Source organism: Methylomicrobium lacus (genome assembly GCF_041897535.1).
GTDB lineage: Bacteria > Pseudomonadota > Gammaproteobacteria > Methylococcales > Methylomonadaceae > Methylomicrobium > Methylomicrobium lacus_A.
Map to the genome: position 1 here is coordinate 1,376,294 of NZ_CP169217.1, position 25,210 is coordinate 1,401,503.

The 25,210-nt window shown below is 51.5% G+C and carries 21 protein-coding genes; 11 read left to right on the top strand and 10 right to left on the bottom strand.

Going from position 1 to position 25,210, the window contains the following annotated elements; genetic code table 11:
- Positions 1–76 precede the first annotated feature (76 nt).
- Complete coding sequence (locus ACEPPP_RS06035; protein WP_374090138.1) at positions 77–919, bottom strand: restriction endonuclease; 843 nt, start codon at positions 917–919, stop codon at positions 77–79.
- Positions 920–1,144: 225 nt separating this feature from the next.
- Between ACEPPP_RS06035 and ACEPPP_RS06040 the strand changes: the two genes are divergently transcribed.
- The 3 genes from ACEPPP_RS06040 (at position 1,145) to ACEPPP_RS06050 (ending at position 2,508) form a co-directional block, all read left to right on the top strand.
- Positions 1,145–1,426, top strand: coding sequence for a type II toxin-antitoxin system ParD family antitoxin (locus tag ACEPPP_RS06040; RefSeq protein WP_374090139.1), 282 nt, complete (start codon positions 1,145–1,147; stop codon positions 1,424–1,426).
- 38 nt (positions 1,427–1,464) lie between these two features.
- The gene (locus tag ACEPPP_RS06045; RefSeq protein WP_374090898.1) at positions 1,465–1,704 is read left to right on the top strand and encodes a type II toxin-antitoxin system RelE/ParE family toxin; all 240 of its coding nucleotides are present in this window, start codon (positions 1,465–1,467) and stop codon (positions 1,702–1,704) included.
- A 378-nt stretch (positions 1,705–2,082) separates the two neighbouring features.
- Positions 2,083–2,508, top strand: a complete 426-nt coding sequence (locus tag ACEPPP_RS06050) for a DUF6763 family protein (RefSeq protein ID WP_374090140.1) — start codon at positions 2,083–2,085, stop codon at positions 2,506–2,508.
- Between the two features lie 318 nt (positions 2,509–2,826).
- Here ACEPPP_RS06050 and ACEPPP_RS06055 read toward each other — a convergent pair whose 3' ends face one another.
- Positions 2,827–4,536, bottom strand: a complete 1,710-nt coding sequence (locus ACEPPP_RS06055) for a lipase family alpha/beta hydrolase (protein WP_374090141.1) — start codon at positions 4,534–4,536, stop codon at positions 2,827–2,829.
- A 1,128-nt stretch (positions 4,537–5,664) separates the two neighbouring features.
- On the opposite strand from ACEPPP_RS06055, the gene ACEPPP_RS06060 reads away from it, so the two are divergent.
- From ACEPPP_RS06060 to ACEPPP_RS06080, 5 genes are all read left to right on the top strand, one after another.
- Complete coding sequence (locus ACEPPP_RS06060) at positions 5,665–6,306, top strand: phage integrase N-terminal SAM-like domain-containing protein (protein WP_374090142.1); 642 nt, start codon at positions 5,665–5,667, stop codon at positions 6,304–6,306.
- Positions 6,284–6,748, top strand: coding sequence for a tyrosine-type recombinase/integrase (locus tag ACEPPP_RS06065; protein WP_374090143.1), 465 nt, complete (start codon positions 6,284–6,286; stop codon positions 6,746–6,748). Before ACEPPP_RS06060 ends, ACEPPP_RS06065 begins: the two co-directional genes overlap by 23 nt.
- A 143-nt stretch (positions 6,749–6,891) precedes the next feature.
- Positions 6,892–7,050, top strand: coding sequence for a tyrosine-type recombinase/integrase (locus tag ACEPPP_RS06070; protein WP_374090144.1), 159 nt, complete (start codon positions 6,892–6,894; stop codon positions 7,048–7,050).
- Positions 7,051–7,137: 87 nt separating this feature from the next.
- Positions 7,138–8,256 carry an IS4 family transposase gene (locus ACEPPP_RS06075; protein ID WP_374090145.1) on the top strand — a complete coding sequence of 373 codons (1,119 nt, stop codon included), beginning with the start codon at positions 7,138–7,140 and terminating at the stop codon, positions 8,254–8,256.
- A 443-nt stretch (positions 8,257–8,699) separates the two neighbouring features.
- Positions 8,700–9,302, top strand: a complete 603-nt coding sequence (locus tag ACEPPP_RS06080) for a cold shock domain-containing protein (RefSeq protein ID WP_374090146.1) — start codon at positions 8,700–8,702, stop codon at positions 9,300–9,302.
- A gap of 245 nt (positions 9,303–9,547) precedes the next feature.
- Here ACEPPP_RS06080 and ACEPPP_RS06085 read toward each other — a convergent pair whose 3' ends face one another.
- The 5 genes from ACEPPP_RS06085 to ACEPPP_RS06105 all read right to left on the bottom strand — a co-directional run bounded on the left by ACEPPP_RS06085 (position 9,548) and on the right by ACEPPP_RS06105 (position 15,179).
- Positions 9,548–10,783: a hypothetical protein gene (locus ACEPPP_RS06085; RefSeq protein ID WP_374090147.1), complete on the bottom strand. Its 1,236-nt coding sequence runs from the start codon at positions 10,781–10,783 to the stop codon at positions 9,548–9,550.
- Complete coding sequence (locus ACEPPP_RS06090; RefSeq protein WP_374090148.1) at positions 10,708–12,900, bottom strand: Piwi domain-containing protein; 2,193 nt, start codon at positions 12,898–12,900, stop codon at positions 10,708–10,710. The genes ACEPPP_RS06085 and ACEPPP_RS06090 overlap by 76 nt, the downstream gene beginning before the upstream one ends.
- A 302-nt stretch (positions 12,901–13,202) precedes the next feature.
- On the bottom strand, positions 13,203–14,288 hold the full coding sequence (locus tag ACEPPP_RS06095; protein WP_374090149.1) for a YhcG family protein: 1,086 nt from the start codon (positions 14,286–14,288) through the stop codon (positions 13,203–13,205).
- 40 nt (positions 14,289–14,328) lie between these two features.
- Positions 14,329–14,604 carry a WGR domain-containing protein gene (locus ACEPPP_RS06100; protein WP_374090150.1) on the bottom strand — a complete coding sequence of 92 codons (276 nt, stop codon included), beginning with the start codon at positions 14,602–14,604 and terminating at the stop codon, positions 14,329–14,331.
- Positions 14,598–15,179, bottom strand: a complete 582-nt coding sequence (locus ACEPPP_RS06105) for a recombinase family protein (RefSeq protein ID WP_374090151.1) — start codon at positions 15,177–15,179, stop codon at positions 14,598–14,600. Before ACEPPP_RS06105 ends, ACEPPP_RS06100 begins: the two co-directional genes overlap by 7 nt.
- A 226-nt stretch (positions 15,180–15,405) precedes the next feature.
- On the opposite strand from ACEPPP_RS06105, the gene ACEPPP_RS06110 reads away from it, so the two are divergent.
- The 3 genes from ACEPPP_RS06110 (at position 15,406) to ACEPPP_RS06120 (ending at position 17,973) form a co-directional block, all read left to right on the top strand.
- Positions 15,406–16,002 (top strand): TetR family transcriptional regulator C-terminal domain-containing protein, encoded by a 597-nt coding sequence (locus ACEPPP_RS06110; RefSeq protein ID WP_374090152.1) that lies wholly within the window; start codon positions 15,406–15,408, stop codon positions 16,000–16,002.
- Positions 16,003–16,349: 347 nt separating this feature from the next.
- Positions 16,350–17,516, top strand: a complete 1,167-nt coding sequence (locus ACEPPP_RS06115; RefSeq protein WP_374090153.1) for a YncE family protein — start codon at positions 16,350–16,352, stop codon at positions 17,514–17,516.
- Between the two features lie 199 nt (positions 17,517–17,715).
- Positions 17,716–17,973 carry a hypothetical protein gene (locus tag ACEPPP_RS06120; protein WP_374090154.1) on the top strand — a complete coding sequence of 86 codons (258 nt, stop codon included), beginning with the start codon at positions 17,716–17,718 and terminating at the stop codon, positions 17,971–17,973.
- Positions 17,974–18,394: 421 nt separating this feature from the next.
- Here the strand turns inward: ACEPPP_RS06120 and ACEPPP_RS06125 are convergent, their stop codons facing one another.
- The 3 genes from ACEPPP_RS06125 to ACEPPP_RS06135 all read right to left on the bottom strand — a co-directional run bounded on the left by ACEPPP_RS06125 (position 18,395) and on the right by ACEPPP_RS06135 (position 24,831).
- Entirely contained in the window at positions 18,395–18,838 is a 444-nt protein-coding gene (locus ACEPPP_RS06125; protein ID WP_374090155.1) for a hypothetical protein, read from the bottom strand.
- 399 nt (positions 18,839–19,237) lie between these two features.
- The gene (locus ACEPPP_RS06130; RefSeq protein ID WP_374090156.1) at positions 19,238–19,993 is read right to left on the bottom strand and encodes a DUF4262 domain-containing protein; all 756 of its coding nucleotides are present in this window, start codon (positions 19,991–19,993) and stop codon (positions 19,238–19,240) included.
- The gene (locus ACEPPP_RS06135; protein WP_374090157.1) at positions 19,990–24,831 is read right to left on the bottom strand and encodes an RHS repeat-associated core domain-containing protein; all 4,842 of its coding nucleotides are present in this window, start codon (positions 24,829–24,831) and stop codon (positions 19,990–19,992) included. Before ACEPPP_RS06135 ends, ACEPPP_RS06130 begins: the two co-directional genes overlap by 4 nt.
- Between the last annotated feature and the right edge of the window lie 379 nt (positions 24,832–25,210).

A 25,210-nucleotide genomic window follows, 5' to 3' on the forward strand; every position in this document is an offset into this window, starting at 1 on the left:
TTTGCCTTTCGAGGCCCGCGAAACCCCGGAGGGGAAAGGCGGGTAAGCGCCTTCTTTCCACCCCTTCTCATGATCGTCAATTGAATGGGAGCGTACTCCGGCAACTTGGAAAACGCGAACAACCCCAGAAGGAGTTGCCGGCATGCGCCCCTTTCGTGGCTTTGCGTCTTACCATCGCGGAGCCGCATTTAGGACATGGGGGGAAGGCTTGCGGCTGCGTTTGGGCAATCGGGTGGCCAACAGGCTTCGCTGACTGCGCGGTGCGGGCTTCTGCCAACAAGTGGGATAATTTTGACCCATCGATCAATTCGATATGGCTGTCCTCCGCGAAACGCCTTGCCTCATTTGTGAAGACGCCGGAGGTCACGAGATAGCCGCCGGCCGCGCCCTTGCTCACCATCACGCCCAGGAGTTCGCGCACGATATTCACGCCGACTTTGTAGGCTTTCCAGTGCTTGCATTGAACCAGGTAGGTTTCGCCAGCTTTCGTTAAGATCAGATCCACGCCTCCATCGGCCACTCCGCCGGTTTCGGTGACCATATAGTCTTGCCGACGAAACCACTCGCCCACCAGCATCTCGAATTCACGCCAGGTGATGTTGTTCAGCGCGCTTTTTCCGGATTGCTTGGCAACCGACTGAAAGAGATTGGCGCGTTTTTTCCGCTTGATGACCGATACAAGCGCCCCAAGCCCAAAGGCCAGCGGCACGAGGTATTGGCCAAAGGTGGCGAAGGTTTTGATCATCTGGCCAGTCATCATCGAACCGAGCTGCTTCGTATCGGTGATGACGGGCACAGGGACGCTGGCGAAGTGGTGAAGCACCGCGTAAAAAACTGCCGCCATTATCAACGACAACCACCACGGCAATAAGGCCGCCAGTTCGATTAAATCCTCAAATGCGCTACTTTTTCTCGCCATAATAACTGATTGAGTTTGCTATCCATGGCTTAAATATAGTTTATGTTTTTGCAGGCTGTGACCGGCATTATCGTTGGCTTGACTTCCCCATGGCTCCCCTGCCCTAGGCAGAGGCCGCTAAAGCGTGGTTTTGGTCAAAGGGACAAATCGAGAAAGCCCTTGTCAAAGGCTCTACTTATCATGTATGTTTTATATACATGCCATGTATATAATCTGAGGTTCACCATGCATATCAACTTATCGGCCGAAATGGAGCAATACCTTCAAAGCAAGGTCGGCACCGGTTTTTACAGCAACGCCTCCGAGGTTGTCCGCGACGCCATTCGCCGGATGCGGGAAGAGGATGAAAAGCTGACGGCGCTTCGTGCGGCCGTGCAAGTCGGCGACGACCAGCTGGAACGCGGCGAAGGGATTCCGTACACGCCGGAGCGACTTGAAACCATTACCGCTAAAGCTTTTGCCAACTCCCGTCAAGGCAAGAAAGTAAATCCCGATGTTGCACGTTAATTCTCTCGCCTCAGGCAGAGGAAGACTTTACCGACATCCTGCAATACACCCTCGACACCTGGGGCGAGACGCAGACTTACGCCTATCGGGCTATTCTCGATAAGGCGCTTTTGGCCATTCAGCAATATCCCCAAATCGGCCATGTCCGGCCCGAACTTTCGGCCGCGCACCGCCTCTTTCCAGCGAGTCGTCATATCATCGTTTATCGGGTCAAAGACAACGCCGTTTATGTCTCCCGTATTTTGCATGAGCGAATGGATATAACGCGATACATCTAAAACAGTTGATTTTCAGACTGACGCTTACCGCCGGTCGAGACACGCGCATAGCCTATTTTCATGCGGTCATTTTTGGACAGCTTTACCGGACACGCAAACCTTTGATTTTATGGAGGCAAACAATTGTCCGATAAATCCAAATTTTTCGGACAATAGTCGATTCTTTGCATATTCTTGCTTAAAGCTGCTGTCCAAGATTATATAAACCCGTCAGTTTTTCCTACTTCAAAGCAGTCACTGGCAATGAGGTTTAGCCAAAGACGCTTGATTGCAAGACCTGGCTCCAGCCTCGTGCAAACCGAGATTATCCTGATTCTGACTGAAAAACTCGCCGCTCAGGCGAGGCACACTTTGCTGCCAAATAAAAAGGAGAGCACCATGAAAAACGAAGCTGATCCCATCGTAGGGAATTGGTATCAACACCTGGACAAGGGCCAAGCCTTCCAAGTCGTTGCCGTAGACGAAGACGCCGGCACGGTCGAGCTACAGCACTACGACGGTGATGTCGAAGAGATTGACCTCGATGCTTGGTTCCGACTCCCCGTCGAGTTCATCGAAGAACCCGAGAATTGGAGCGGCCCATTCGATGTCGGGGAAATGGACGACCTCACCGGCACCGAAGTCACCGACACCGCCGTTACCGAATGGACCGAGCCCTTGGAAGAGATCGTCAAACCCGAGGATCGCCCTGTAGATGTGCCGTCAGAAGAAGGCGACGACTGGGACGAAGGTTATCCGGCGGAAGAGCCGTTGGAGGAAGAGCCGGCTGCGGAAAAGCCGCCGGAAGAGTCGGAGGAGGAATAAGATCAACCACGCCTAAGGGTGCAATAAACATAACCGCTCGATCAAGTAAAGGCAAGTAATATTTCGGTTTTGCTCCTTCAATTCTGACAGAGCAAGTTCGGCCAATTTCTGCCGGTCGCTCTACATTTACCAGCGACTGCTGTAGGTCACAAATTGCTCGCTCAACGGAGAATTCAGCCGACGCTTGGAGCGAAGCGGAAAGCGATCGGCTGGAATGACAAGTTAGGCCATGTGGAATGTGAGAACTGACACCTCGCACGTTCGAGACCAGCACCAGAACCGGATCGAAACAAAATCGACCGATCGCGGGATGCCACATCACTTCCACGAGTTCCACGGTCGGGCTTCAATGCGCAATGTGGCATTGATGCCGGGGCGCTTCGCCTGAATTACTTTAATATCGAAGGTGATACCGCCACCGTCCAGAGGCTGCGTGTCGGCTTTTGTTCTGGCAAAGTTGGGCGTCCGACTCTGGTAACCATAATTGATCTTCCAACCGCCAGGCGCCTTTGCATCAGGGGTAGCTTCCACGAGAATTAGCTCACGATAGATATAGCCACCCTCGTAGTGGCGGTCAAGCCATAAGATGCCGTCCACTTGATAGTCCGGCACAAGTACGGCCAAGTCGAAGGCAAAAGCAACAGAACGCTTCTCGAGGGGTAGATGCTCTTTCGTGCTTTTGCGTGGATCGAGAAAAACGGAGAAAAGATGGGGACTCCGGTTCCTGTCAGGTTTGCGGCCCTGCTGCTGATCCGGAAACAATTCGTCGAATGTGCGGTGAATCGCGGAATTTTCCCGCACGGTTCGGCGATGCATCTGCCATTGTTGGCCCCGCATACTTACAACTATTTCAAACTGGTAGGAGGCACGGATCTTACGACCGCTATCTAGCCCCTGTTGGATCTTATCGGGAAGGCTCACGTTGTCGATATCGAGAAATCCGTCTACCCGCAAGGATCCAAAGAAGAAGCGAGTGAGGTTTTGGTAGCCCTCTTCGGAATTCACAATACCATAGTGACCCGAATGACTTCTGTAAGTAAACGCGCGAGGTGAGCGAATATCCCGATCCTTGTCATTTGGGTCAGGGCCATGTGTTGTTGCATTTTCAATGCGTACGAGGCCGTCGCTAACCTCTCCTGCCGCCCATGCCGAAATGCCGCGCATGACGATGTAATCGGATGGATTGGTGCCGACGAGATTGAAGATGCGGTCAGGCGGAAAATTAGTGACCACGGAAACGTCGATATCATCCGCGGTTGCCTTGGTATCTTGCGGAACCGCAAGATAAGCCGCCATGCGCTTCCTATTGAAATTGTTCACGTCTCCGAAGGTCGCCCATCCGGGCACATTGCGGACAATACGCAGATCGATGCCGTTGTGCGGAGTCGCATAGGTAAAGACCTTGTCCACTGCTTTGCGTGCAACGTTGCTACCGAGATCGGGATTCTGGAGGAACGCGCGACAGACGAGACCACCCATGGAGTGAGCAATGAGATAGACGCGGAAATCATCTAAAGCAACCTCGTTATCGAGCGGTTCTCCAGTGATCGGATGAACGCCCTTTCGACAGACGAGCTCCCGCAGTCTCAGAATCAGATCGCTAAGGCCTTGTGCGAAATGTTCAATTGGAGGAGTATCCCCAGTGCCAAAGACTTCCGAGGCCGCGTCGTAATAGCGAAAGATAACAATTGATTGATACGGCAGTGCAATATCTGGACGCAGTGGCTTTGTCTGATCCTCAGGATCCGGTGCCGTGAGATCGTCGCCGTCTACATAAACATCATCGTAGCGCCAATTACTTTTTTCGTTACCCTTATTAGTCGTGACCCACACGATTTCATCCTTGAGCCGCACGAGAGGCGATTCAAAGAAAAACTTGCGCATCTTTCCGTCCCATACTTGGCGTGTTTTAGTCGAACCGAGGTTGAATCCCATATAAGGGTCGGCAACTGTTTCTTCAATCTCGTCATGCGTAGCGGCAAAACCACGGATGTAAATGATAGGATGATATGGATGATGTTTATTCATCGTAAGAACTTTACTTGTTGATTAGGATTTTAAACACGCTAAAACACGCCGAAACATTACTTTGTCTAGAATTAAACCAAGATTTGATGCCCCCTTGGTGAGCAAGGCCATGATTATAATTAACGCTCCAGTTTAGCGGCGCCCTGCTGGAGCGGCGAAGCCAGCGGAAGCAGGGACATCCGCTGGAACCGAATGTTGGGCCTGGCTATGCGTGGAGAGTTGAGCGACGCCGAAAACGCCTAGTAATACCAACCCCACGGCGAAAAGACAGTGCTGCCAAAAAGCAGCTCGACGCACCCCGGGGACAGCTACAACCTTTGGGACGGCGTCATCATTCGTGCTACTTATGGAAGACAGTACTGCTGTTATCACGTAAAGGATCCGCACTCCAGATAGGATCGATATGAATAAGGCCAAATACGATCCAATTATTAACACTCTCCCGCTCGCATCGCCCTGATCCCGTATTAGCGTCGCGGAAAAGATGAGTGTTCCTGAGGCCAACGTAAGCAGTTGTTTAGTCACGTCAATAGCAACGTCATACGCTTTCTTTTGGGGCTCATTCACAAGGTTCGGGTCCACCAAAAGATGCTACACACTCCCTCCATGTCGTTACCTGCCCACAATAATCCGGATCGCTGAACTGGATTGTTCGTGCATCGCGATTAACAACTCCACACCCCCTGATCCCAAGCCGTTCTGGCGAAAATAAGAAACATTTGGAATCAGTAGTATCAATTGTTCCCCGGGTTGGTTCGTACTTCTTCCATCCACTCCAAGACTTATAGAAAAACTGCTCCCCATCTATTGATAGCCGACCTTCTATTGGATCTGGAATCGAACAGCTCCAGGATTCGTGTTTTATGCCTTCAAGATAGTATTCACTGCCCGCAGCGGGGCAGCTGATAAGACCAACGACCGATGCTAATAAGCTATTGATGACGACTCTCATCGCGATCCCCCCAAATTTGTGATGATGCTGGCGACTCCGCGGCCCAACAAGTTATTATCTAGGTATGGCTAACATACGTCTTTTTTTACATTGCTGTCAAGAATGAGCTTCAATATTAGATTTTCTAAACGGTTTAACCTACATCTTAGGCATGATAAACAGACCGGTATATCTCCATGCTCACTCTACCCCAAGATCTATCACAAAAATTTAACGATTTACTGACTGGAAAATCGTTTCCCGATGAAGCCAGAGCTTCATATCTAAAATGGTTGCGTTTTTATTGGGATTTTTGCAAAAAATATCAGTACGATCCTTATTCTTCGGAAAGCTTGCCCTGGTTTTTACATAAACTGGTGGAGAAACGGCAATCTGAACACCAGCAAAAACAAGCAAGGCATTCGATTACGCTGTTTTATCGCATGAAATACAATGGGGTTGCTTCAAGCGAAACCTCACAATTGACGGCGGATTCAGCAGGAATTTCAGTTCGTTATCAATTTGCGCCTTTGACGATTACGCCGAGCGGGACAGCAAAAACCGGAGCCAAGCCGTTAATTCCAGCCAATCAAGGCAACGCACCAACATTGGATGAAATCAATCAAACTGCGCATTCCGCCCCCAAAACCGGCAGCAGTTGGGTGTTTGTCTATAACACGCTCAATAGCGAAATAAAAATCCGCCACTATTCGCCGAAAACCTTGAAGTCATACCGAAGTTGGACGCGCCATTTTCAGACTTTCACAAAAAGCAAGGACCATCCAAGCACTCACGCAACAAGATGTGGTCGATTTTTTGAGCCATCTCGCCGTGGTTAAACAGGTGTCTGCCTCAAGCCAGAATCAGGCGTTTAATGCGCTGTTGTTTCTATACAAACACGTGCTTAAAAAAGAGTTCGATGAAATCAAAGGCGTCGCCAGAGCAAAACGACGCCCTTACATTCCGGTAGTACTATCCCGTGAAGAAATCGAGTTGATTTTTGAGCATCTCGACGAACCGGTGGACCTTATTGCCAAGTTGTTATACGGCTGCGGTTTACGACTTTTTGAATGTCTGAATCTTCGGGTTCATTGTTTCAACATTGATGCGGGTATTTTGACCGTTCACGACGGCAAGGGGAAAAAGGATCGGACGGTGCCAATACCGCAAACGCTTGCTCCGGCATTAAAACAGCAATTACGGAAAGTTTCGGAAGTTTATGAGGCCGATATGAGAGCGAAATACGCCGGTACGTTTCTGCCAGACCAAATTAGAGCGTAAATATAAAAATGCGGCCAAAGAATTTATCTGGCAGTGGTTTTTCCCTGCTCATTCATTGACTTTTCTGCGGGAATCACAGGAATATAAACGCTACCATATTCTTGAATCGGTGGTGCAAAAAGCGATCAAACAAGCGGTTAACCATGCCAAGATTACCAAACGCGTTTCTTTCGGCGCATTCGTTTCGGCATTCCTTTGCCAGTCATTTGTTACAGGCCAACTACGATATCCGCACGATTCAGGAACTGTTGGGGCATAGCGATTTAAGAACCACGATCTCTGTACACGACAAAAATTCCTAACGCTCTGATTTACATAGGGGGCAAATAAGGGACTTGAAAGTCCATCGCTAATCGGTTTCACTCTCTTGCGACCAAACAGGAGGTGAAATGGAATTGAGCGATGGACTGAGAGTGATTCTAAAAGGACATTTAGGCTGGGGCAAGTGCCGATTGGATTGTTTTGCCGGGATGCTATTAGCCCTAGTGCGACTGAAACGCATGAACCTGACGCAACTGGCCTTGGCCTTTGCCAGCCAGGCTGGCCAGAAATCACGCTATCGCCGGTTACAACGCTTTTTTCAGGAAGTCGTCTTTGACTATGATGCGATTGCGCGTTTGATCATGCAGCTGTTTGATTTTTATAGCAAGTCATACTATCTGACGCTGGATCGAACGAACTGGAAATGGGGTAAAAAGAACCTCAATATTCTGACGCTGGGCGTCGTCTACAAAGGCACGGCGATTCCAGTATATTGGTTGGTGCTGAACAAACAAGGCAACTCCAACCAGCGTGAGCGCATCGCCTTGCTGCAACGATTTATCGCTCGCTTTGGTCGGCAGGGTATTTTTGGCATCCTGGGAGACCGAGAATTTATTGGCGATCAATGGTGGCAATGGTTAAGCGATCAGGGCATTCCTTATCTGATCCGGATGAAGGAAAACCAGCTGCTGACGGCTCATCAAGGCCATGAACGTCCTGTCCGTTCGTTGTTCGCAGACCTGGAAGTGGGCAAAAGCCGCTTGCTGAGAAAAAGGCGCCGCATTGGTGAGCAGTGGGTATATCTCAGCGGCATGAAGCTGGATAGTGGCGAACTGTTGATTCTGGCGGGCAACCAACGTTTCTCGCAACCTCTGGAAATCTACGGCTTGCGCTGGGAAATCGAGAATCTGTTCCAATGCCTGAAAGGCCGGGGCTTTCATCTGGAGGAGATGCGCATGACCCGCTATTTTCGGATCAAAAAGGTGATGGCGTTATTGGCGATTGCTTTTTGTTGGGCGCATAAGACGGGGGAATGGAAACATCAGGTCAGGCCCTTAAAAATGAAAAAGCATGGGCGACCGGAGCAGAGTTTGTTTCGCTATGGGCTGGATTATCTGACAGATAGCCTTTTGCATGGCTTCCAAAAAATTGCGGACAAGTTCAGGCTGTTGGTGTTGTTTTTATGTCCGCCCGGCATGATTGTGGTTGACGGACAGAATCCCGAAATAATAGCTCTCAAAACATGAATAAGAGCCCCTGGATAAATTTTTTGTCGTGTACAGAGAACCACGATGATTTATACCCACACAGTACAAAGCAGAACGATCAAGCAAGCCCAAAGTCCGTTGGATTTTTAGTTGATGAATTCGAATGACTGAAATACAACCTTCAACCGACATATAATGTTATGAAACATGAGGCTGGTTTGGGTCGGCAGCAGCGATTCGTGGTGCATGTAAACAGTCATTCCGGAACGTCGGCATTCAGAAGAGCCCAGTGTCAGCAAGGGTAACCGTAAGGGTTCCTTCGTTTTATGGAGTCTGCAAGCTGTCCGAAAAATCCTGGTTTTCGGGACGCAGGCTTAAGTTGACCAAAAAATGAGCATTCGAGTCGATTCTTGACGGAGCTTTTCATCCAGTCGATACCGCCTATACTTACGGATCTATACCAACCTCGGCAACGGCCCCTTATGCAAACAGAAACTGGCAAACTGGTTCGATGGATCGACGACAAAGGTTTCGGCTTCATCCAACCCAACACCGGCGGCAACGACATCTTTATCCATATATCCGCCTTGCAAGGGATGAGTCGTCCTCCTGTGGTGGGTGATACTCTCTATTATCAGACAGAAACCGATGCCAGCGGCAAACTCCGCGCCATCCATGCCAGTATCGAAGGGGTACCTAAACAGCTAACTTTAGAGCCTTTAGCAAGAAAACGTCCATCGCCATCAGGACCCTCCCCATATGGTAGGCGACATCAAGAACCGAAGCAGAGGATCGTTCGGTCACAAAAGCGATGGAGCAGCCTGCCGTTCCTGTTTGTGTTGCTGATCGGTACCGGGGTTTACGCTTACGACACGTATGGACATCGCCATGCTCAGATTGTCGACAAATCAACGGCCCAATCAGTAGTGGAACCGGAGATAGCCGAACCACACTTCCAATGCCAAGGCAAAGTCTATTGTTCACAGATGACCTCTCTGGAAGAAGCCGAATTCTACTTGGATAACTGCCCCGGCACGAAGATGGATGGCGATAGGGATGGGATACCTTGCGAAAATCAGTTTTGAAGCTTTATCTGGCGGTGTGAAAAAGGAAATCATTAGGAGAAGATCGGCCAAAAGTTGTCTATCGGCGTGGATTTTTGAATGGCCGGTTAATGCCAGAAATTGCTCGTATAACACTAAACATCAGCGGCTGAACAATGCGCCGTCCGCTGCATGCTGTTGTTAGACGTCCCTCTCGCGATGTTGCTCATTCCGCAAACATTTTCCTCTAATTAGGCGCAGGTGTAGTTCATTTTACCTTCAGTTTTCTAACTTGGTGACCGTTCATTCATTGTCGATGGCGCGCTGACCACGACACATCCGTTGATCCCGTTAATCTTCAAGACGCCTTCCTTGAACTTCGCGTGCTCCTGCGTCGAACGCGTGCAATCCCACAGGAAGCTGACGATCTGCGCATCCTTGTATTTCGTGTCGGCGCGATAGAGAGACGCATCTTCGGCGATCTCGCCAATGAGCGTCGGGAAGGACTTCTTCACGTCTTTCCGGTATTTGACCTCGATGATCGTATGCAGCGACGGCAGGTAGAGATCAATGCGTGGATTCTTCTGCCCGACGGGCTGTAGGTTCACTTCGTCCGCGATGTCGTTGAAGATCGGCGCGAGTAGGACATAGAGAATGTTCTGGACGTGGTATTCGTTTTCTATCTGCCACTTGACAGGATCCGCACCTCGCGTGCGCCCCGCGTCTTCCCATGTCCACCGCTTGAGACCGACGGTGATATGCTCCAGAAATCCCAGGAGGTCGTCGAGGCTCCAGCCTTTTGGCGGCACCACGGCCACGTCCTGATTGACCTGATCGAAGACGTAAACCATCAGGCTCAACAGCGCCGTCGAAGCGTCTTCTTGCGCCTGCGCCCGGAACTCAGCCATGAAGCGGCTGACCAGGGAAAGGCGAATCTGATGATCGTCGATTCGCTGTATCTTCCGATAGTGAAAAAAGAGCGGCACGCAAGCACTGGTATAGACGGCGGAGTCGCTGCTGCGGACATACGCAGCTATATCTTTCTCGAAGAGATTGAGATGGTCACCGCTGATCTGCTGAGCTAGAAACCCTGAAATCCAGTTCTCGAACTCCTGGGCGATGCGTGCGTCGTTCATCTGCTCCGTCAGCCATTTCACAGCCATGACGCCGAACATGTCGGAGACCCACGGGCGCGGCGTGGAGTCGATCTTGGCGGCCTGGCCGAGCAGGCGAGAGACATCCAAACTCGAAACTGCTTCGTCCAGAACGCCGAGGCCCGCAATTGCGCACCGCTGATACAAGGAGATCGTCGCAAAATCGAAGGACGGTGTTCCGTCCTTCGACAATCCCAGAAAATGCAGAAAGGAGGATTTGAAAGGGTCGGCGTGTGCGCGCTCGCTCATCTTGCGGTGCAGATACTCGCGCAACTGGTACGCGTTTTCCTTTTCTACAGGAACCATTGGGATTGCCCGATCTTCCCGATCATCACCGAGTCGTTCCAGCCCGGAAGCTGGTTCAGCCATCCGAGATTCCGGGCGATTAGATCGGAATAGCTGATAGTCACCGGCATCGGATTGGGGAAGTAGCTGCGCCAGGAATGCGAAGCGAAGCTGTAAAGCTGGACGCTCAGATACGTGATGTCCTTGAAGGTCGAGTCCTTGTGAACATCAAGGATCACGCCGCGCGGATGTCCGTCTGTGTCTTGCCGCAATTCGCGCTGGCCGATCAGGTAGACAAGCATTTCGTGCTTGGAAAGCTTGAACGTCCTTCCGCGCAGTGGAGCCAACCGTCCCTTCTGTACGCCGGCCGTCGCGCAGTCGAACATATGCAGGCCATGATCCTCCGAGATTTTCAGGAAGGCGAACTCGATCTGATATTCACGGTACTTGTCGATCACGGCGCGGACGGCTTCGATCTCTTCCTTGTTGAACTTCTTAACCTGCGCATGAAAGATCAGGCGGATCGTGTCGCCTTTCTGCCAGTTCATCCGCTTCTGAATCTTTTCTATCGTCTCTCCGAGCACAGCGGTCAACGCTTCGCAGTAGGCTTCCGGCACGACCGCCTTCGAGGTATTCGAGACAATGTAGCTGCCGTCTCCGGAGAAGACGGTGGTGATGCCCATAATCCGCTGATTGTCGGCACCGCGCTCCTGCCCGATATTCGCGCTGCCGATGCCAATCACGAGTTCGTGCGAGAGAGTCGGCGAGGATTTGAGAAGCCAAGGGACGCCGCCCATCTTCGCGTAGCAGGCCAACGCCATATTGTTGAGCGAGTACCCGAGCGAATAATCGGACTGCGCAAGAAGCTCTATCGTGAAATCTTGCACCGGAACCTGATGCAGGAAGAAAAGGCTCTTGCCGAGATAGTACGGATTCTCCGTGACCTGGAGCTTCTTGAAGGACTGTCGGACCTGAACGAGTGCCAAGTCCCAGCGCCCGCCGTCATCCGCCTTCTTCCGGATCGCGGCCTGGATGGCATTCTTGTATGCGTCCACGCTGTCGATGGCCGTCGCGAACACTTCGACGTGGCTGGTTCCGAGCGTGAACTTTCCTTCAAGGCCGCTGCTGAAATACTTGCTGTTCGAAATGCCTTTCATGAGCTTTCGGACGAACTGCTCGACGCGCCCCTTGTCGTGCTGGGAGCAGATCACGCAGATCGACGGATCATTCCTGTCGAAGGTACGCTTCGTATAGGGGCCGTACTGAGTCAGGCCCTTCTCGGCCCAATCCTTCTCACCGTTGTCGTTGAAGATAAACACCGGCTTCTGCATCTGTCCGCAGACCTTCTGGATGTCTGGTGAATCCTCGATCTCGATGCGCCTTCCGTCGATTAGCGGAATGGTCTTCGACTGTATGTACTTCTTAAGCGTATCAATTCGGGCCTTCTTGTTCTCGCCGCCATTGAATATGGAAACGGATTGCCGGATGCGTTCGACGATTGCATCCTTCTTCGCGCCGTGAGTATACAGAATGTAGTCATCGAAATTCGTCCGGCTAGCCTCAAGATAAACGTCTTTCGCATCGACCTGCACGGCCTGCCCGTCAGGCCGCGTGACATAGAGCGTTTCACCCTTACTGGCGCTCACTGATCCCAGAAGCTTTTTGTATCCGTCGTCCTGCTCGGTAACGACGTAGCGGCCCACAAGATCGAAGCCGGCGTTAAGGAAGAATAAGCCGTTCTCTTTGATTACCCGGCGCGTTGTGCAATCAATGACGAGGCATGGATGACCTTGAACAGTGCGGGTGTCGATTGAGTATTTAGCGCAGACCTTAAACGGGTACGCATCTCCAAGAATCGGGACCAGAAGATTGTCTTCCGGCTTGGCGCTCACCAGCTCGATGGGATTGAAGCCGGACGGGTTGCGGCCCAGTCCAGCAAGATGCCGTGTCAGTCCGTCCTTGACCAGCGAGCAGAAGATGCCGAAGTTATCCTTGAGCGCGATTGTGTGCGGTGTGCCAGATGTGGGGAACGTGCCGTCCCCCGAGAAGATCAGAATGTTGTCGCCCTGCCGGCGGAATGAGTGCGTCGATCCGTGCTTCTCGCGAAAGCCGTCCAGCGTCTCCTTGTCATAGGGGACTTGGCGAGCTTCAAGCTCTACTTCGGGGATTTTTAGCGGGAATACGTTCAGGAAAACTGGCAAAATTCGATCCTTTCTTCAGTCAATACGCGCGGTTCTTGGGGCGTCTAGTAATTAAATGGTTTCTGTATATCATCTGTGATTAGCAACAATGGCTGCTAAGGATCAAATCGACACCATTGAATCAGATTGGACGATAGACCGCAATGGGTCGACTTTTGCCCGTCAACGCCAATAAAATCTATCCATTACTAATGGCTGATTTTTCGGACTATGGATTTTTGAGCTCATATCCTTTTTCCTGTTTGACGTCGCGTAGCCTTTGGCCGGTGCCTCTTCCCTTTTATCAAGATACTCTTTCTGAACTATTCCAGATGGCCTTGTTTTGCCTCATCTTTTTTACTCAGCAATTGCGCTTGCACTTTAAGCCGTTCCAGTTCCAGTTCACGTTTCAGCTCTGCTTCGCTCGGTAGATAAGGCAAATATTTGGCCGCAAACAGCTGTTCACTGTCGGTCAGCACCGAATATTTCACGACCGCTTCGCTTTTCTGGCTGCACAGAATCAGGCCGATCGTGGGATTATCGTTAGCCGCCCGTTGCTGTTGGTCGTAAATGCGTACATAGCTGTCCATCTGACCGACGTCCTGATGAGTCAGCTTGCCCAGTTTCAAGTCGATCAACAAAAAGCATTTCAGTTTGAAGTGATAAAACACCAGGTCAATGTAAAAATCCTGGTCTTCGGTCCGAATACGCTGCTGCCGGGCCACAAACGCGAAGCCTTTACCCAGTTCCAGCAAGAAGGCCTGCAGGTTGTCGAGCAAACCCTGTTCCAGATCGGATTCCAAAAGCCGCTGGCTGGGCTGGTTCAGGAAGTCGAGGATATAAGGATCGCGGAGATAATCCTTGGCCGATAACGCCGGTGGTTCCGCCTCGGCGATTTTTTGCTCCGCTTCGGCCTGAACCGCTGCTTTGTCGCGACTGGACAGCAGGCGTTCGTAGTAGAGTTTGTCGATTTGCCGTTCCAGCGCTCGGGCACTCCAGTGCTGTTCGATCGCTTCCTGTTGATACCAATCCCTGGCATTGGGGTTTTCAATGCGAATCAGCTTTCTATAATGCGTCCAGCTTAATTTGTGACTCACTGCGTCCCATTTTGGAAAGCAGAGGAAAAAGCTGCGCATATTGCGCAGATTGCTGGTATCAAAACCCTTGCCGAATTCCGTCGTCAATTGTTCGGAGAGTGTTTGCAGTTGATGTTTGCCATAGGCCGCGCGGGCTTGCCCCTGCTGCTCATGTTCGACAATGAGCCGGCCGATGTGCCAGTAACACTGTACCATCGCGCTGTTCACGGCCAGCTGCACCTGCTGCCTGGATTGCTGGACAATGGCGGCGATCTCGCTAAAAAGCGGAGCCAATTCCTGGGTAATTGCTGGAGAGGTGTTTGAGGAGGTCATGGTCTTGGAATCCTGCCTGTGCAGCGCCTAGAGGGCTCGGTCATTGATCTGAATCCCGTAGGGTACGGATCTTATAGGCCACGCCGATGCGTTTTGGAGCCGATTGCCGGCGTTTAAGCGCTTTTTGCACATAGTTAAGCGCCTCGTCCTCATTGTCGACTACTGTTACAATCGTTCTCCCTTTTCCTCCAATCCGTCCATACGTGGTTTCGACGATCCAGTTGCCGAAGAGGTCCTGCCCATAGGCAATTGAATAGGCGCGGTGAATATTCCGGCTGGCATCCTTGGCTTCGAGATAGGCGACCGGGGTCAGCATGATTCGGTCTCATGAATGGCTCCTCTGCCTCCCGGCAGATGGCGGTATAGCGTAGAAGGGGCTACACGAAGACGTTTGGCCACTTCTTCCATCGTAATGTCCGGATCGGACAGCATCGCTTTGGCGGCCACGAGATCCTTGGCAACTAAGGCCGGCGGACGTCCGCCTTTTTTACCCCGGGCACGGGCAGCCTCCAGGCCGGCTTTTGTGCGCTCGCGGATAATCGAACGTTCAAACTCCGCCAAGGCGCCGAACACATGAAACACCAATTTCCCGCCGGCGGTCGTGGTATCGATCGCTTCGGTCAGCGATCGGAGCCCAATACTCCGGCTTTCCAATAGCTCTACCGTTTCGATCAATTGCTTCAGGGAACGGGCCAAACGGTCCAGTTTCCAGACTACCAGGCTGTCCCCTGCCCTGAGATACTCCAGCGCTGCTGATAGCTCCGGCCGATCTCGCTGCGCACCGGAAGCTTTCTCGACAAACACCTTTTCACAGACGGCCGCCTGGAGCGCGTCCAGCTGCAGCGCGGGATTTTGGTCTTGCGTGGAAACACGGGCATAACCGACGAGCATAAAGCCTCCGAAAACTCATCCGCAGTATGAGTTATTCAGAGACAAGTTTCAAGACATAGTTATAAGAATTGGAGGGATAACAGAAAGTTAGCGTTTTCCAAGAGGTCACTTTGAGGATTAAACGTCGATCCCTATCTCTTAAAAACGGGGATAAACGGCCTGAATAAAAAAGACGACCGGTCTAATTTATTTTGACATTATAGACGACCGGTCGTATATTGTGCGCATGCAAAAGATCACTCAAAAACAAACCAAGCGTGAAAACTTACTCAATAAAGGCGTCTCCTTGCTCATGGTCCAGGGCTTTCATGGGACGGGGCTAAAAGAGATTCTTGATGCCGTGCAAATTCCTAAAGGCTCTTTTTACAGCTATTTTGGCAGTAAAGAAGACTTTGCAGCGGCGTCAATCACCCACTACATAGCGATCTATGTGGAACGGTTGCAAAGTTATCTGGAACAATCCGAAGGCAATGCTCTTGGGGCCATGGAGCGTTATGTCCAAGAAACCATGAGGGAACTGGAAGCCATCGAATTCAAGGGAGGCTGTTTATTAGGAAATTTAATGGGTGAGATCGGTGACACCAGCGGTGTCTGCCGAATGGCCTTGAAAACCGCGTTAGACTGTTATCGTGATGCTTGGGAACTCGCTTTAAGTTGCGCTCAAAGGGAAGGTTCAATTCGCGCCGATAAATCCGCACGGGAAATGGCAGATCTTTGGATAAATGCCTGGCAAGGGGCATTGTTGCGCATGAAAATCGAACACTCCACCGTGCCTTTAAAACAGTGCTATGACGAATTATTGGGAGGCTTGTTTAAAGCATGATCTTAAAAACAAGCAGCGCCCCACTCTTCGCCATTTCAGGAGGAAATGACTATGTCTAATGACAGGATCGACGGGCATTTTTAACGAGGATGCTTTAGCCGCCCAGAAATGATAGAGATTTCCCAAATGACTTGGGCTTTCTTGAAGCCTATGGCGTCTCTATTGCCCCAGGCCAAGCGACGGTCAAAAGAAGTACTGAGAAAGCTGGGATTCGAGCAATCGAATTTCGCAGATGAAAATCGGCATCGACCGGCAACAGCGGAAGTTTAAGTGAGTTAAATAGCGAGTTTGTAACCGTTTGCAAATGAGCATTTTTAAAATTTCGATATTCAATTCGAGCCATGACAATGATCCAGAAAACAATCGTAAAGACCCTGTGCAGCCTGTTGCTGCTTACTTCAACGATGGCCCATGCCGAAATATTGGCCATGGTGAACTACGACAGCAAATCCGGCAGCACGCCGCGCCGGGAAGGCATTGCGATCCTTGATGTAGATCCTGATTCGCCGCAATTCGGCAAAATCTTAACCGATCTGCCTCTACCGCCGGATACGGTTTCCCATCATTTCTTTTACAACAAGAATTTAAGCAAGGCCTATATCACCGCCTTGGGCAATGGTGCCTTGCGCGTGATCGACATGAAGCGTATTCCGTACACCATTAAATTACTGGATGTGCCTGAATGCCAGGTCGGCGAAGACATGGCGTTCACCGCAGACCAAAAAACCTGGTTTCTCACCTGTATGGGATCGAGCAATGTGATTGTCGGCGATGCGCAGACTGATAAAGTCAGACAGGTCATTGCCGCCAATGGCCAGGACACCTTTATTCGGTACCCGCACGGCATTGGGCTGCAAGAAGACATCAATCGGCTAATCGTTACCAGCACCGTGCGTCCGTCCGACCTGAAAGATCCCGGTGAAACCGTCACCGTAATCGAAGCGACGAGCGGTAAGGTGCTTTCTACGCATAAATTGTCCGACCAACTCAGCCCTTCAGGGTCTGCTCCGGTAGAAGCGGTATTCGTGCCGCATGCGAATCCACCGTTGGCTTATATAAATACCTTGTTCGAAGGCAAATTATGGCGGGCGACATGGCAGGCCAATAGTGATACGTTCGATTTTCAGCCTATTTATGATTTTTCGGAAATCAAGCAAGGCGTTCCTTTAGAAATTTACTTTAATCGGGCACACGATCGGTTATACGTCACCACCGCAAAGCCAGGCGCTTTGAATATTTTTGACATCAGCGGCCAATCAATAGCAAAACCTGTGCTGTTGAAATCAATCCCAACCGCCGCTGGCTCTCATCATGTCGTCTTTTCGCCCGATGAACAATATGCGTTTGTGCAGAACAATTTTTTAAATCTTCCCGAAATGGACGATGGCTCGATTACCGTGATCGATTTACAAAAAATGGCCAAGAAAACCACTATCGATACGCTGAAAAAGATGGGTTTAAAGCCCCATGATATCTACATGTTGCCGGCATGGCATACGGATGATGCGCATTAAGGATTCGCCCAAAAGTAACGTCCCGAAATCCCCCTACGGAAAAGAAGCCCGGGCAGAATTAGGAAAGTACTGTACGCTAAGCTGTGCTTGTGAACGTGGATACCCTACTCGGTTTGGTATATTACGAAAAGATCGTCCAGCCGCGAACGGCGCGGCCTCCAGCGTTTCCGCTACAGTTAACACGACAATAACGATTCACATGATAAAAACTAAAATCTCGATTAACCCAGATTTGCCGCCCGATTTCTTTTGTACTCCGAACGAAGAACGCAGCCAAAAAGAAATGCTTACCTGGTGGCGTATTCCTTTCATCCTTTCCGACGAATGTTCCTCAACTGAAACGAGGTACAACGTGCGCCGCCTCGATGGCGGGGCATGGGATCGCCCGACAAATTACGGGGTTTTTGACACACTGGATGAAGCAATAGAAGTTGCTGAACGCCTCTTTCCTGAGTGACAAGCGAGGAACGAGGGAGCGCGAGCGGACGAGCGCGGAACGGCTGCAAGACAACATGAATACAATACAAGGACAAGGCGTGGGCGATCCGTACCAGATAGCGGCGTAAAAGCCTATCCTGTCCTAATAGGTGTAACGGCTCGCGTTTGAAACCGGTCGGGCTCGCATTTAACGCCATTTGGGGCTCGAATTAACTGCAACTGAAATAGCCGCTGGGCTCAAATTATCTGCAAATGAGCTTGCATTTATCGGCGCCTGCTTGAATTCCATTGTCATGGATCCACATTAATTGCAAATGTCGGATGAGCCTGATTTCGTCTCATTAAGGTCTAGGCTTTCAATCTGGAATGCCTCAAAACCTAAATTTAACCCTATTGATACACGATATTTGTATCAATGGCGGCGTCTCATATGGGTATACTCAAAAGAAACGATATTTTTCGCGCCCGCGAAAAGTTCCGAAACAAGACAGGTGGCACAATAAATGAGAAAATTCAACACAGAAAGAACCCAAGGCAATGCAGTCGCCATCGTCCCGGCGCTTTGAATAGGCTAGCCATAGGTGTCGTAGCTGGGCGACCACCTCCAAGCCGGTTTGGATGTTCAGCACGTCGCGCACCGAGCCCAGATGATCCTGACTGTAATACAAACCGGTACCGTTGGGCGGACTGAATTCCCCTTCCGGATAATAGCGGCGGCTGACCGTGTCGGTTGCGGTTCGGCTCTGGCATAACTTATCGCAGTGCCACAGATAACCGGTCTTGGTCGTCGTGCCGTTGGTGGCGATGATGGCCGTGCGCCGGCCCATGCCATCATAGCGAAACTGATTGCTGACGCCCGGCTGGGTCTTGAGATTGACTTGCAACAGCCGGTTTCGGCATCCCAGAGATAAGTTCTTACACCGTCGTCAGTAACGTTGCCGTTGGCATCATAACTATAGGCCAGGGTATTGGCGGTGATAATTTGGTTGAGATCATTGACTGTAAAGTTCGTCGCCGTCGTCGACGACGGCGTGGTGAGCGTGGTGAGATTGTCGGCGGGATCATAGGCATAGCGGTATTGCGTGCCGCTCGACGCGCTGGCAAATTTTAATCGGTCGTCGTCATCGTAATTGCAGCTTTTTTGCCAATGTCACAATAATCGGAGATTTTATTCAGCCACCGTGAAACGTTGCGACGGGGTACATACCCTGTCGCGCGTTCGGAACCGCATCAAGCCACAATCCAAAACCACCAGCGGTTCGCACCTCACCGCATCTACGGCCCTATTTTTTTTCCTTCTTACGCGACTCCCAAATGTGCCATTCAGTCTCACCGTCTCTTCGCCACAATCCTTTGCCTACATCCAATTTAGTTATTGCATGAAGCGATTTATCAACAGCAAGTAAAGTTCCGAGAGGGATTTTACGAAAATCTTCTCGTGAGACATCTGGCCCATACCCTGCAAACAGTTCCCATTCCCCCTCTTCCCAGCGCATTACTTCTGTTATTTTTTTTCCTTGAAGGGCTAGGAGATTTGTAATAGCGATTGAGTTTTCTGGTACTAAAAACTCCCAAGGCTCAGATAACCATCCCCAAACTGGTTCAGATACCGGGTTAAAAGCCAGGGAAAGGTTGGGGACATCAATAGTGGTGTGCACTTTATCTGGAACAATTTGTAGGCCAACAATTTCGGAGTTGTAATAATCTAAGGCACCTAATAACAGCATGTTAGTCCATGACCTGTGGACTCCTTGTAATGAAAAACATCCTAATGCACCAATGTCAATTACAATTCCTTGCCAATCAACGCCTGAACTTAAAACATCTGCAACTTTATTAATCACAATATGTAAACTCTGGGTTGAATAAAATGATGCCCCTGCAAAAACAAGCTCAGCGCCAACATTTGGAAAAAGTCCAATTGTATAGGCAAACCTTGGCGTAGCATCGCCCCCCGTCACAAGAGATATGTGATGGCCATGCTGACTTATATTTTTTTCTATTAGCAGCCTCATTTCTTGATTGGTGTTGGTAGTCATCTTGTATGAAGTTTCTTATGGCATGGTTTACATGTTATAGCTAAATTGTCCTTAGTTGTTCTTCCCCCATCTGCCCATCTTTTTATATGATGACCTACTGCATCATCAATATCCAAGTCATCTCCACATATATCGCATGTTCCTCCGTTTTCATCTAAACATTCTTGTTTATCGTCTTTGGGGAATAGCCTTACAGGATCACGCTCATCGGGAGAAGCCGTTCCTTTACCGGTAGGTGGTTTGGGGATTTCTTGCTGTAATTCATCATCGCTTGTTAATGAGTCAGCGATCATTGCACCACCAAGCCCAATCGTAGCGGCATCGATAATTGCTTGCCCTATTGCTGGCAGTACGGGAATTAGAACTTGAGCGAAAAGACCTCTCGGATCGGTCAGATTAACCGGATTGCCATTGACATAGGCGTAAAGATTAACTCCGCCGTCTTCTCCAATCGGGTCTCTGGACAACCATCGTCCTGTCTCGGGATCATAAGCCCGATAGTTGGCCAAGTAAAGCCCCGCCGCTTGCAGATTGAACAGACCGGCATAGCGTAAATCGGTCGCCGTGGTCCCCGCGCTTTGAATCGGCTGGCCGTAGGTGTCGTAGTCGTAGCTGGCGACTACGGCGCCGGTTTGGATATTCAGCACGTCGCGCACCGAGCCCAAATGGTCCGGACTGTAATACAAACCGGTGCCGGTGGGCGGACTGAATTCCCCTTCCGGATAATAGTGGCGGCTGACCGTGTCGATTGCGGTCCGGCTTTGGCATAACTTCTCGCCGCACCACAGGTAGCGGGTCTCGGTCGTCGTGCCATTGGTGGTGATAATCGCCACGCGCCGGCCAAGGCCGTCATAGCGGAATTGATAGCTGACGCCAGGCTGTGTCTTCAGGTTGACCTGCAATAGCCGGTTTTCGGCGTCCCAGAGATAGGTACGCACGCCGTCGTCGGTAACGTTGCCGTTGGCGTCATAGCTATAGGCCTGGGTGTTGGCGGTGATAATTTGGTTGAGATCATTGACGGTAAAGTTCGTCGGCGTCGACGACGGCGTGGTGAGCGCGGTGAGATTGTCGGCGGGATCATAACCATAGCTGTATTGCGTGCCGTTCGAGGCCCCGGCAAATTCCAGACGGTTGTCGTCATCGTAACTGTAGTTCCACGACTTAACCGGCCATGACGTTTGGCCGGTAGCGCTTTCGTTGATCTGGCTGATCAGGTTTTCCGGCGTGGTGACATAGCCAAAGCTGCGCGTATTGCCGCTATTCAGAACCGCGAGCAGGCGGCGGTCATGCAAATTGGTGTCGTATTGCCATTGCGTTTTGATCACGCCTGTGCAGCTCGTTCCATCGTCGTTTTCGTGGCCTTTTCCAGGTTTTCCATGTTTTCCAGGTTTTTTGTGCGGATTGTCATCTTTTTCCTCGCAGTTTCCCGTATTCGCCGCGAGGAGGAGCTGCTGCATCGTCAGTTGCCCGGTTTCACCCAGATAAGTCCGGGTAAAGTTGCCGAGCGGACTGATATGACCGATGATTCGGCTCAGCGCGTCATAGCTGAAGGTTTCGCTGCTGCTGTCGACGCTGCGCGCCGCCATACGGCCCAATGCGTCATATTGGTAGCCGACCGTATCGTTGGCGTACGGCCCGTCGATCGAACTCAATTGGAGGGCGCCCAGCTGTCCGGGCGGTTGATACTGGTATTGCGTCGTGCCGGTGCCGTCGGTCATTTGCACAATGCGCGGGAACCACGGGTCGTAGCTGAAGCCGACATTGGGCGTGGCGCTGACGGTACTCGTGTAGCTCAGGCCGGCCGGACGATCGTCGTTGGCGTAAGCGTAGGTTTTCGTTTGGCCGAGCGCGTCGGTGACCGATTTCAAACGGCTGGTGGTCGCTTCATAGGCATAGGTCCACTGGCTGCCGTCGGCGAATTGCTTGCCGGTCACCCGGCCTTGAATGTCGCGCATCCAGCTGGTTATGTTGCCGTTGCCATCGGTGAGGCTTTGCGGGAGTTGATTTGGGAAATAGCCGTATTGGATGACATGACCCAAAGGATCGGTTTCGGCAATCAGATTGCGCACCGCATCATGGGCGTATTGAGTCGTGCGGCCCAGGCGATCGGTTACCGAGGCCAGATCGAGCTTGTCCCAAGCAGCGATTCGCGTGGTACCGTCGGGGTAGGTGGTTTGGGTAAGGCGGTCGAAATTGTCATAGTTGTAAGCGAGCGTGTAACCTTCTGAGTCCGTGCGGGTAGCAACGCGTCCGTAGGCATCGTAGGTGAAGCTCGCTTGCGTTTTGCCGTCGGCGTTGGTGACGGTGGTCAGGTAGCCGAGCGGGTCGTAAGCCAAAGTCGTGACGTGATTGAGCGCATCGGTCACTTGCGTCAGCTGGCCGGCGCTGTTGTAGCTGTAAGACGTCGTTTGCCCGGCTGCGTCGGTGTAGCTGAGCGGCAAATGCTGGTTGTTGTAGGTGTATTGAGCTCCCGGCGTGTAGGTGTTGACCGCCGTCAACTGCGCGATTTGAATCGGATCGATCTGGTTGTCGGCGTAGGTGATCTGCGTGTCGCGACCCAAGGCATCGATAAAATGGGTCGGTTTCCCCAAGCTGTTATAACTTTTTTGCAGCAATTGCGTGGTGCCGTCATCCAAGACCCGGCCTTGACGGGTGGGTTGATCGTAAGTGCCGGAAATCGCCGTGCCCAAGCAACAGCTCGGCTGCCCCGGATAATTGAACCAGATGCGGTTTTCCAGCGGATATTTAATGCTTTCGACCGGTTCGCTGGTGACGCTGGTGTTCAGCATCCAATGCGTCCAATGCTTGATGCGCGCTTGGGTGTAATTGCCAGCGGCACGTTGGTAGGCTGTTTTATCCCAATAATAGGTGTTGCGGCCGTTCAGGTATTGATTGAAGGGCGCGATGATACCCTGCGGAACCGTCGCCGGCGGATCGGAGAATGGAATGGTGGAAACACCCTGTTGGAATTCCAAACGCTCCGTATAGCCCAACGGATCGGTGGCCTGTAAATAACGAGAGGTGCCGTCACCGCCATAAGCAAAGGTGGTGGTGCCGTAAGCCGTGGTCATGCTGTTGATCAACGAGGCGCTGTCGTACTGGAAGCTCGATGTGAGTCCCAGCACATCGGTGATGCTCGCCAGGCGACCACTGCTGTCGTAAATCAACGTCGCGCTGCGTCCGAACGGGTCTGTGATTTGTGTAATCAGCAAAGGTTGATCGCTGAGCCCATACGTGAAGGTCGTATTGCGCCCAGTGACGTCGATGACCGAGGTTAAACGTAGCTGGCCGTCGTAATTGAGCGTCACCGCGTTGCCGAACGGGTCGATCAACTGCGTCAGGAACACCAGCCGGGTTGTGGAGGTGGAACCGTTCGATTGGGCGTATACTTCGACGCTGCCGTCGAGCAGGCGCCGCTCGTAGCGGACCGGATTCGAAGACGTCAGCACCAAGACCGATTGGTCTTTGGTTTCGGGGGTAAATTGACCGGTACTGCTATTATAGCCGGAATAGTCAACTGTCCCCCCGCCAGACCCATAGCGGGAAACAGCGGCGCCTGGCGCACTGGGATTATCCTGAATGAAGCTCAACCAGTTCAGCGTCCATTTCTGGCTGATATTGAAATAACTAAAAGTGGCCGGCTGACCAGCGTCCCGTTGGTTATACGTCAGTGTCGTGAAAACGGCCGGGCCTTTAGGCGGTTCATAACCGACCGGTGTGTCGTTGAGACGCAGGCTAACCTCCATTTCGGCAAAATTGTAGACGCACATGCCTTTATTGGACTTACAGCTTTGGGCCGAAGTGGCGTTGGGGGGGAGTGGCTTGATACTGGCGGTGTAACCCATGCCGTAAAGGTGGTCGGCTTCGGCCACCTGAATTTTCCGCCAACCGGCATTCAAGCGTTTGGAGGGCACCAGAAAATAGCCGCTGGCTTCCTCATCGAGCGCGGCGCGGGTCACCCATAAATCCTGGCCGAAGATCGGGTCCTGGATGTGGTAGCGCCCCTGGCTTTCGCCAAGAATGGCGGCGTAATGGCTGACTTTCCAATGGACGATCGACGGCACCGGAATCGCCTGCCCGGGTTCGCGCTTGATCAGCGTAGCGGGTATTTTGGCTTGTTTGGCCAGGCGCCCGACCTCGGCTAGGCTGACGCCGTGCTGGCCGGACCGGTACTGTTCTAAAAATTGGACTTGGCTAAGCTTGGCGCCTTGCGAAAGCAGCAAGTTTTTTAACGCCATCGGGCCGCAGAGGTAGGCAATACCTGGATCGTTTTGCATGATCCAAAGTCCTTCCCGCGCGCCGGTAACCGCTTCGGTTGCAGATCCCGATACCTTTCTGTCGCCCATCTCGGCAAACAACGCTTTGAGCCGCTCGGCATGACCGACGCGGGCATGCATGCGCATCAACTCCCCAAGCGCGCGGTCGACCAGAATTTTTGCATGCGGCTCGCTGACGTCTTTACCGAGCTGCCAGGCTTTCTCCCAGGCATCGATCGCCAGCGAAAAGCGCCCGCTTTGGTAATAGGACAAGCCTAAATTGGTCAACAAGGCGACTTGCCAACCTGATTTTGGATAGGCCGCCAGAAAATCGGTTAAGGCGTGGTAATCGTCGTCGGTATGACGGTTCTGGTAGCGTTGAATGGCCATGAGCAACGCCGCATCTTCGACGGGGTCGGTGGGGGCGGTGGTCAGCAACGGTTCGGCAAATTGCGTGGCGTTCAGCCGTGCCAGTTGCGCAGGGACATCGTCTGTCAAGGACTTGGCGGCCGCATGAACAGTAGGAGTTAAACTGGCGGCGAAGATCGCTGCCATCCCGATCTGCACCAGGAGAAAACCCATAAAACCGAAAGCCGAAAAGTGTGTCCATCCCCTATTTTTTTGACGATACTGCGCTAGATTCATTACCGTTCCCCAGGTTTTGTTGTGATGGAGCGCAAGCTACGCCGCCTATTGCGGTGGCCTAGCCATTTAAAGAACCCTCACCGCGGCACTCCCGCGGCTACGGTGGGCGACCGCCTGTATTTGCTTCTATAGAATAGAAAGCCGCGACTTTACGTATCTATCTCACGGCATGTATGGCTTTATCCGAATTCTCTTTGAATTTATTATGGCATAGAAAATATGTTAGACAGTTTTATTTAACTTAAGGGCTGTGTTTATACTAACTAGAGGAAATGCTTGCCTGCTTTCGTATCTTGTTTCCATAACATTGTGGAGC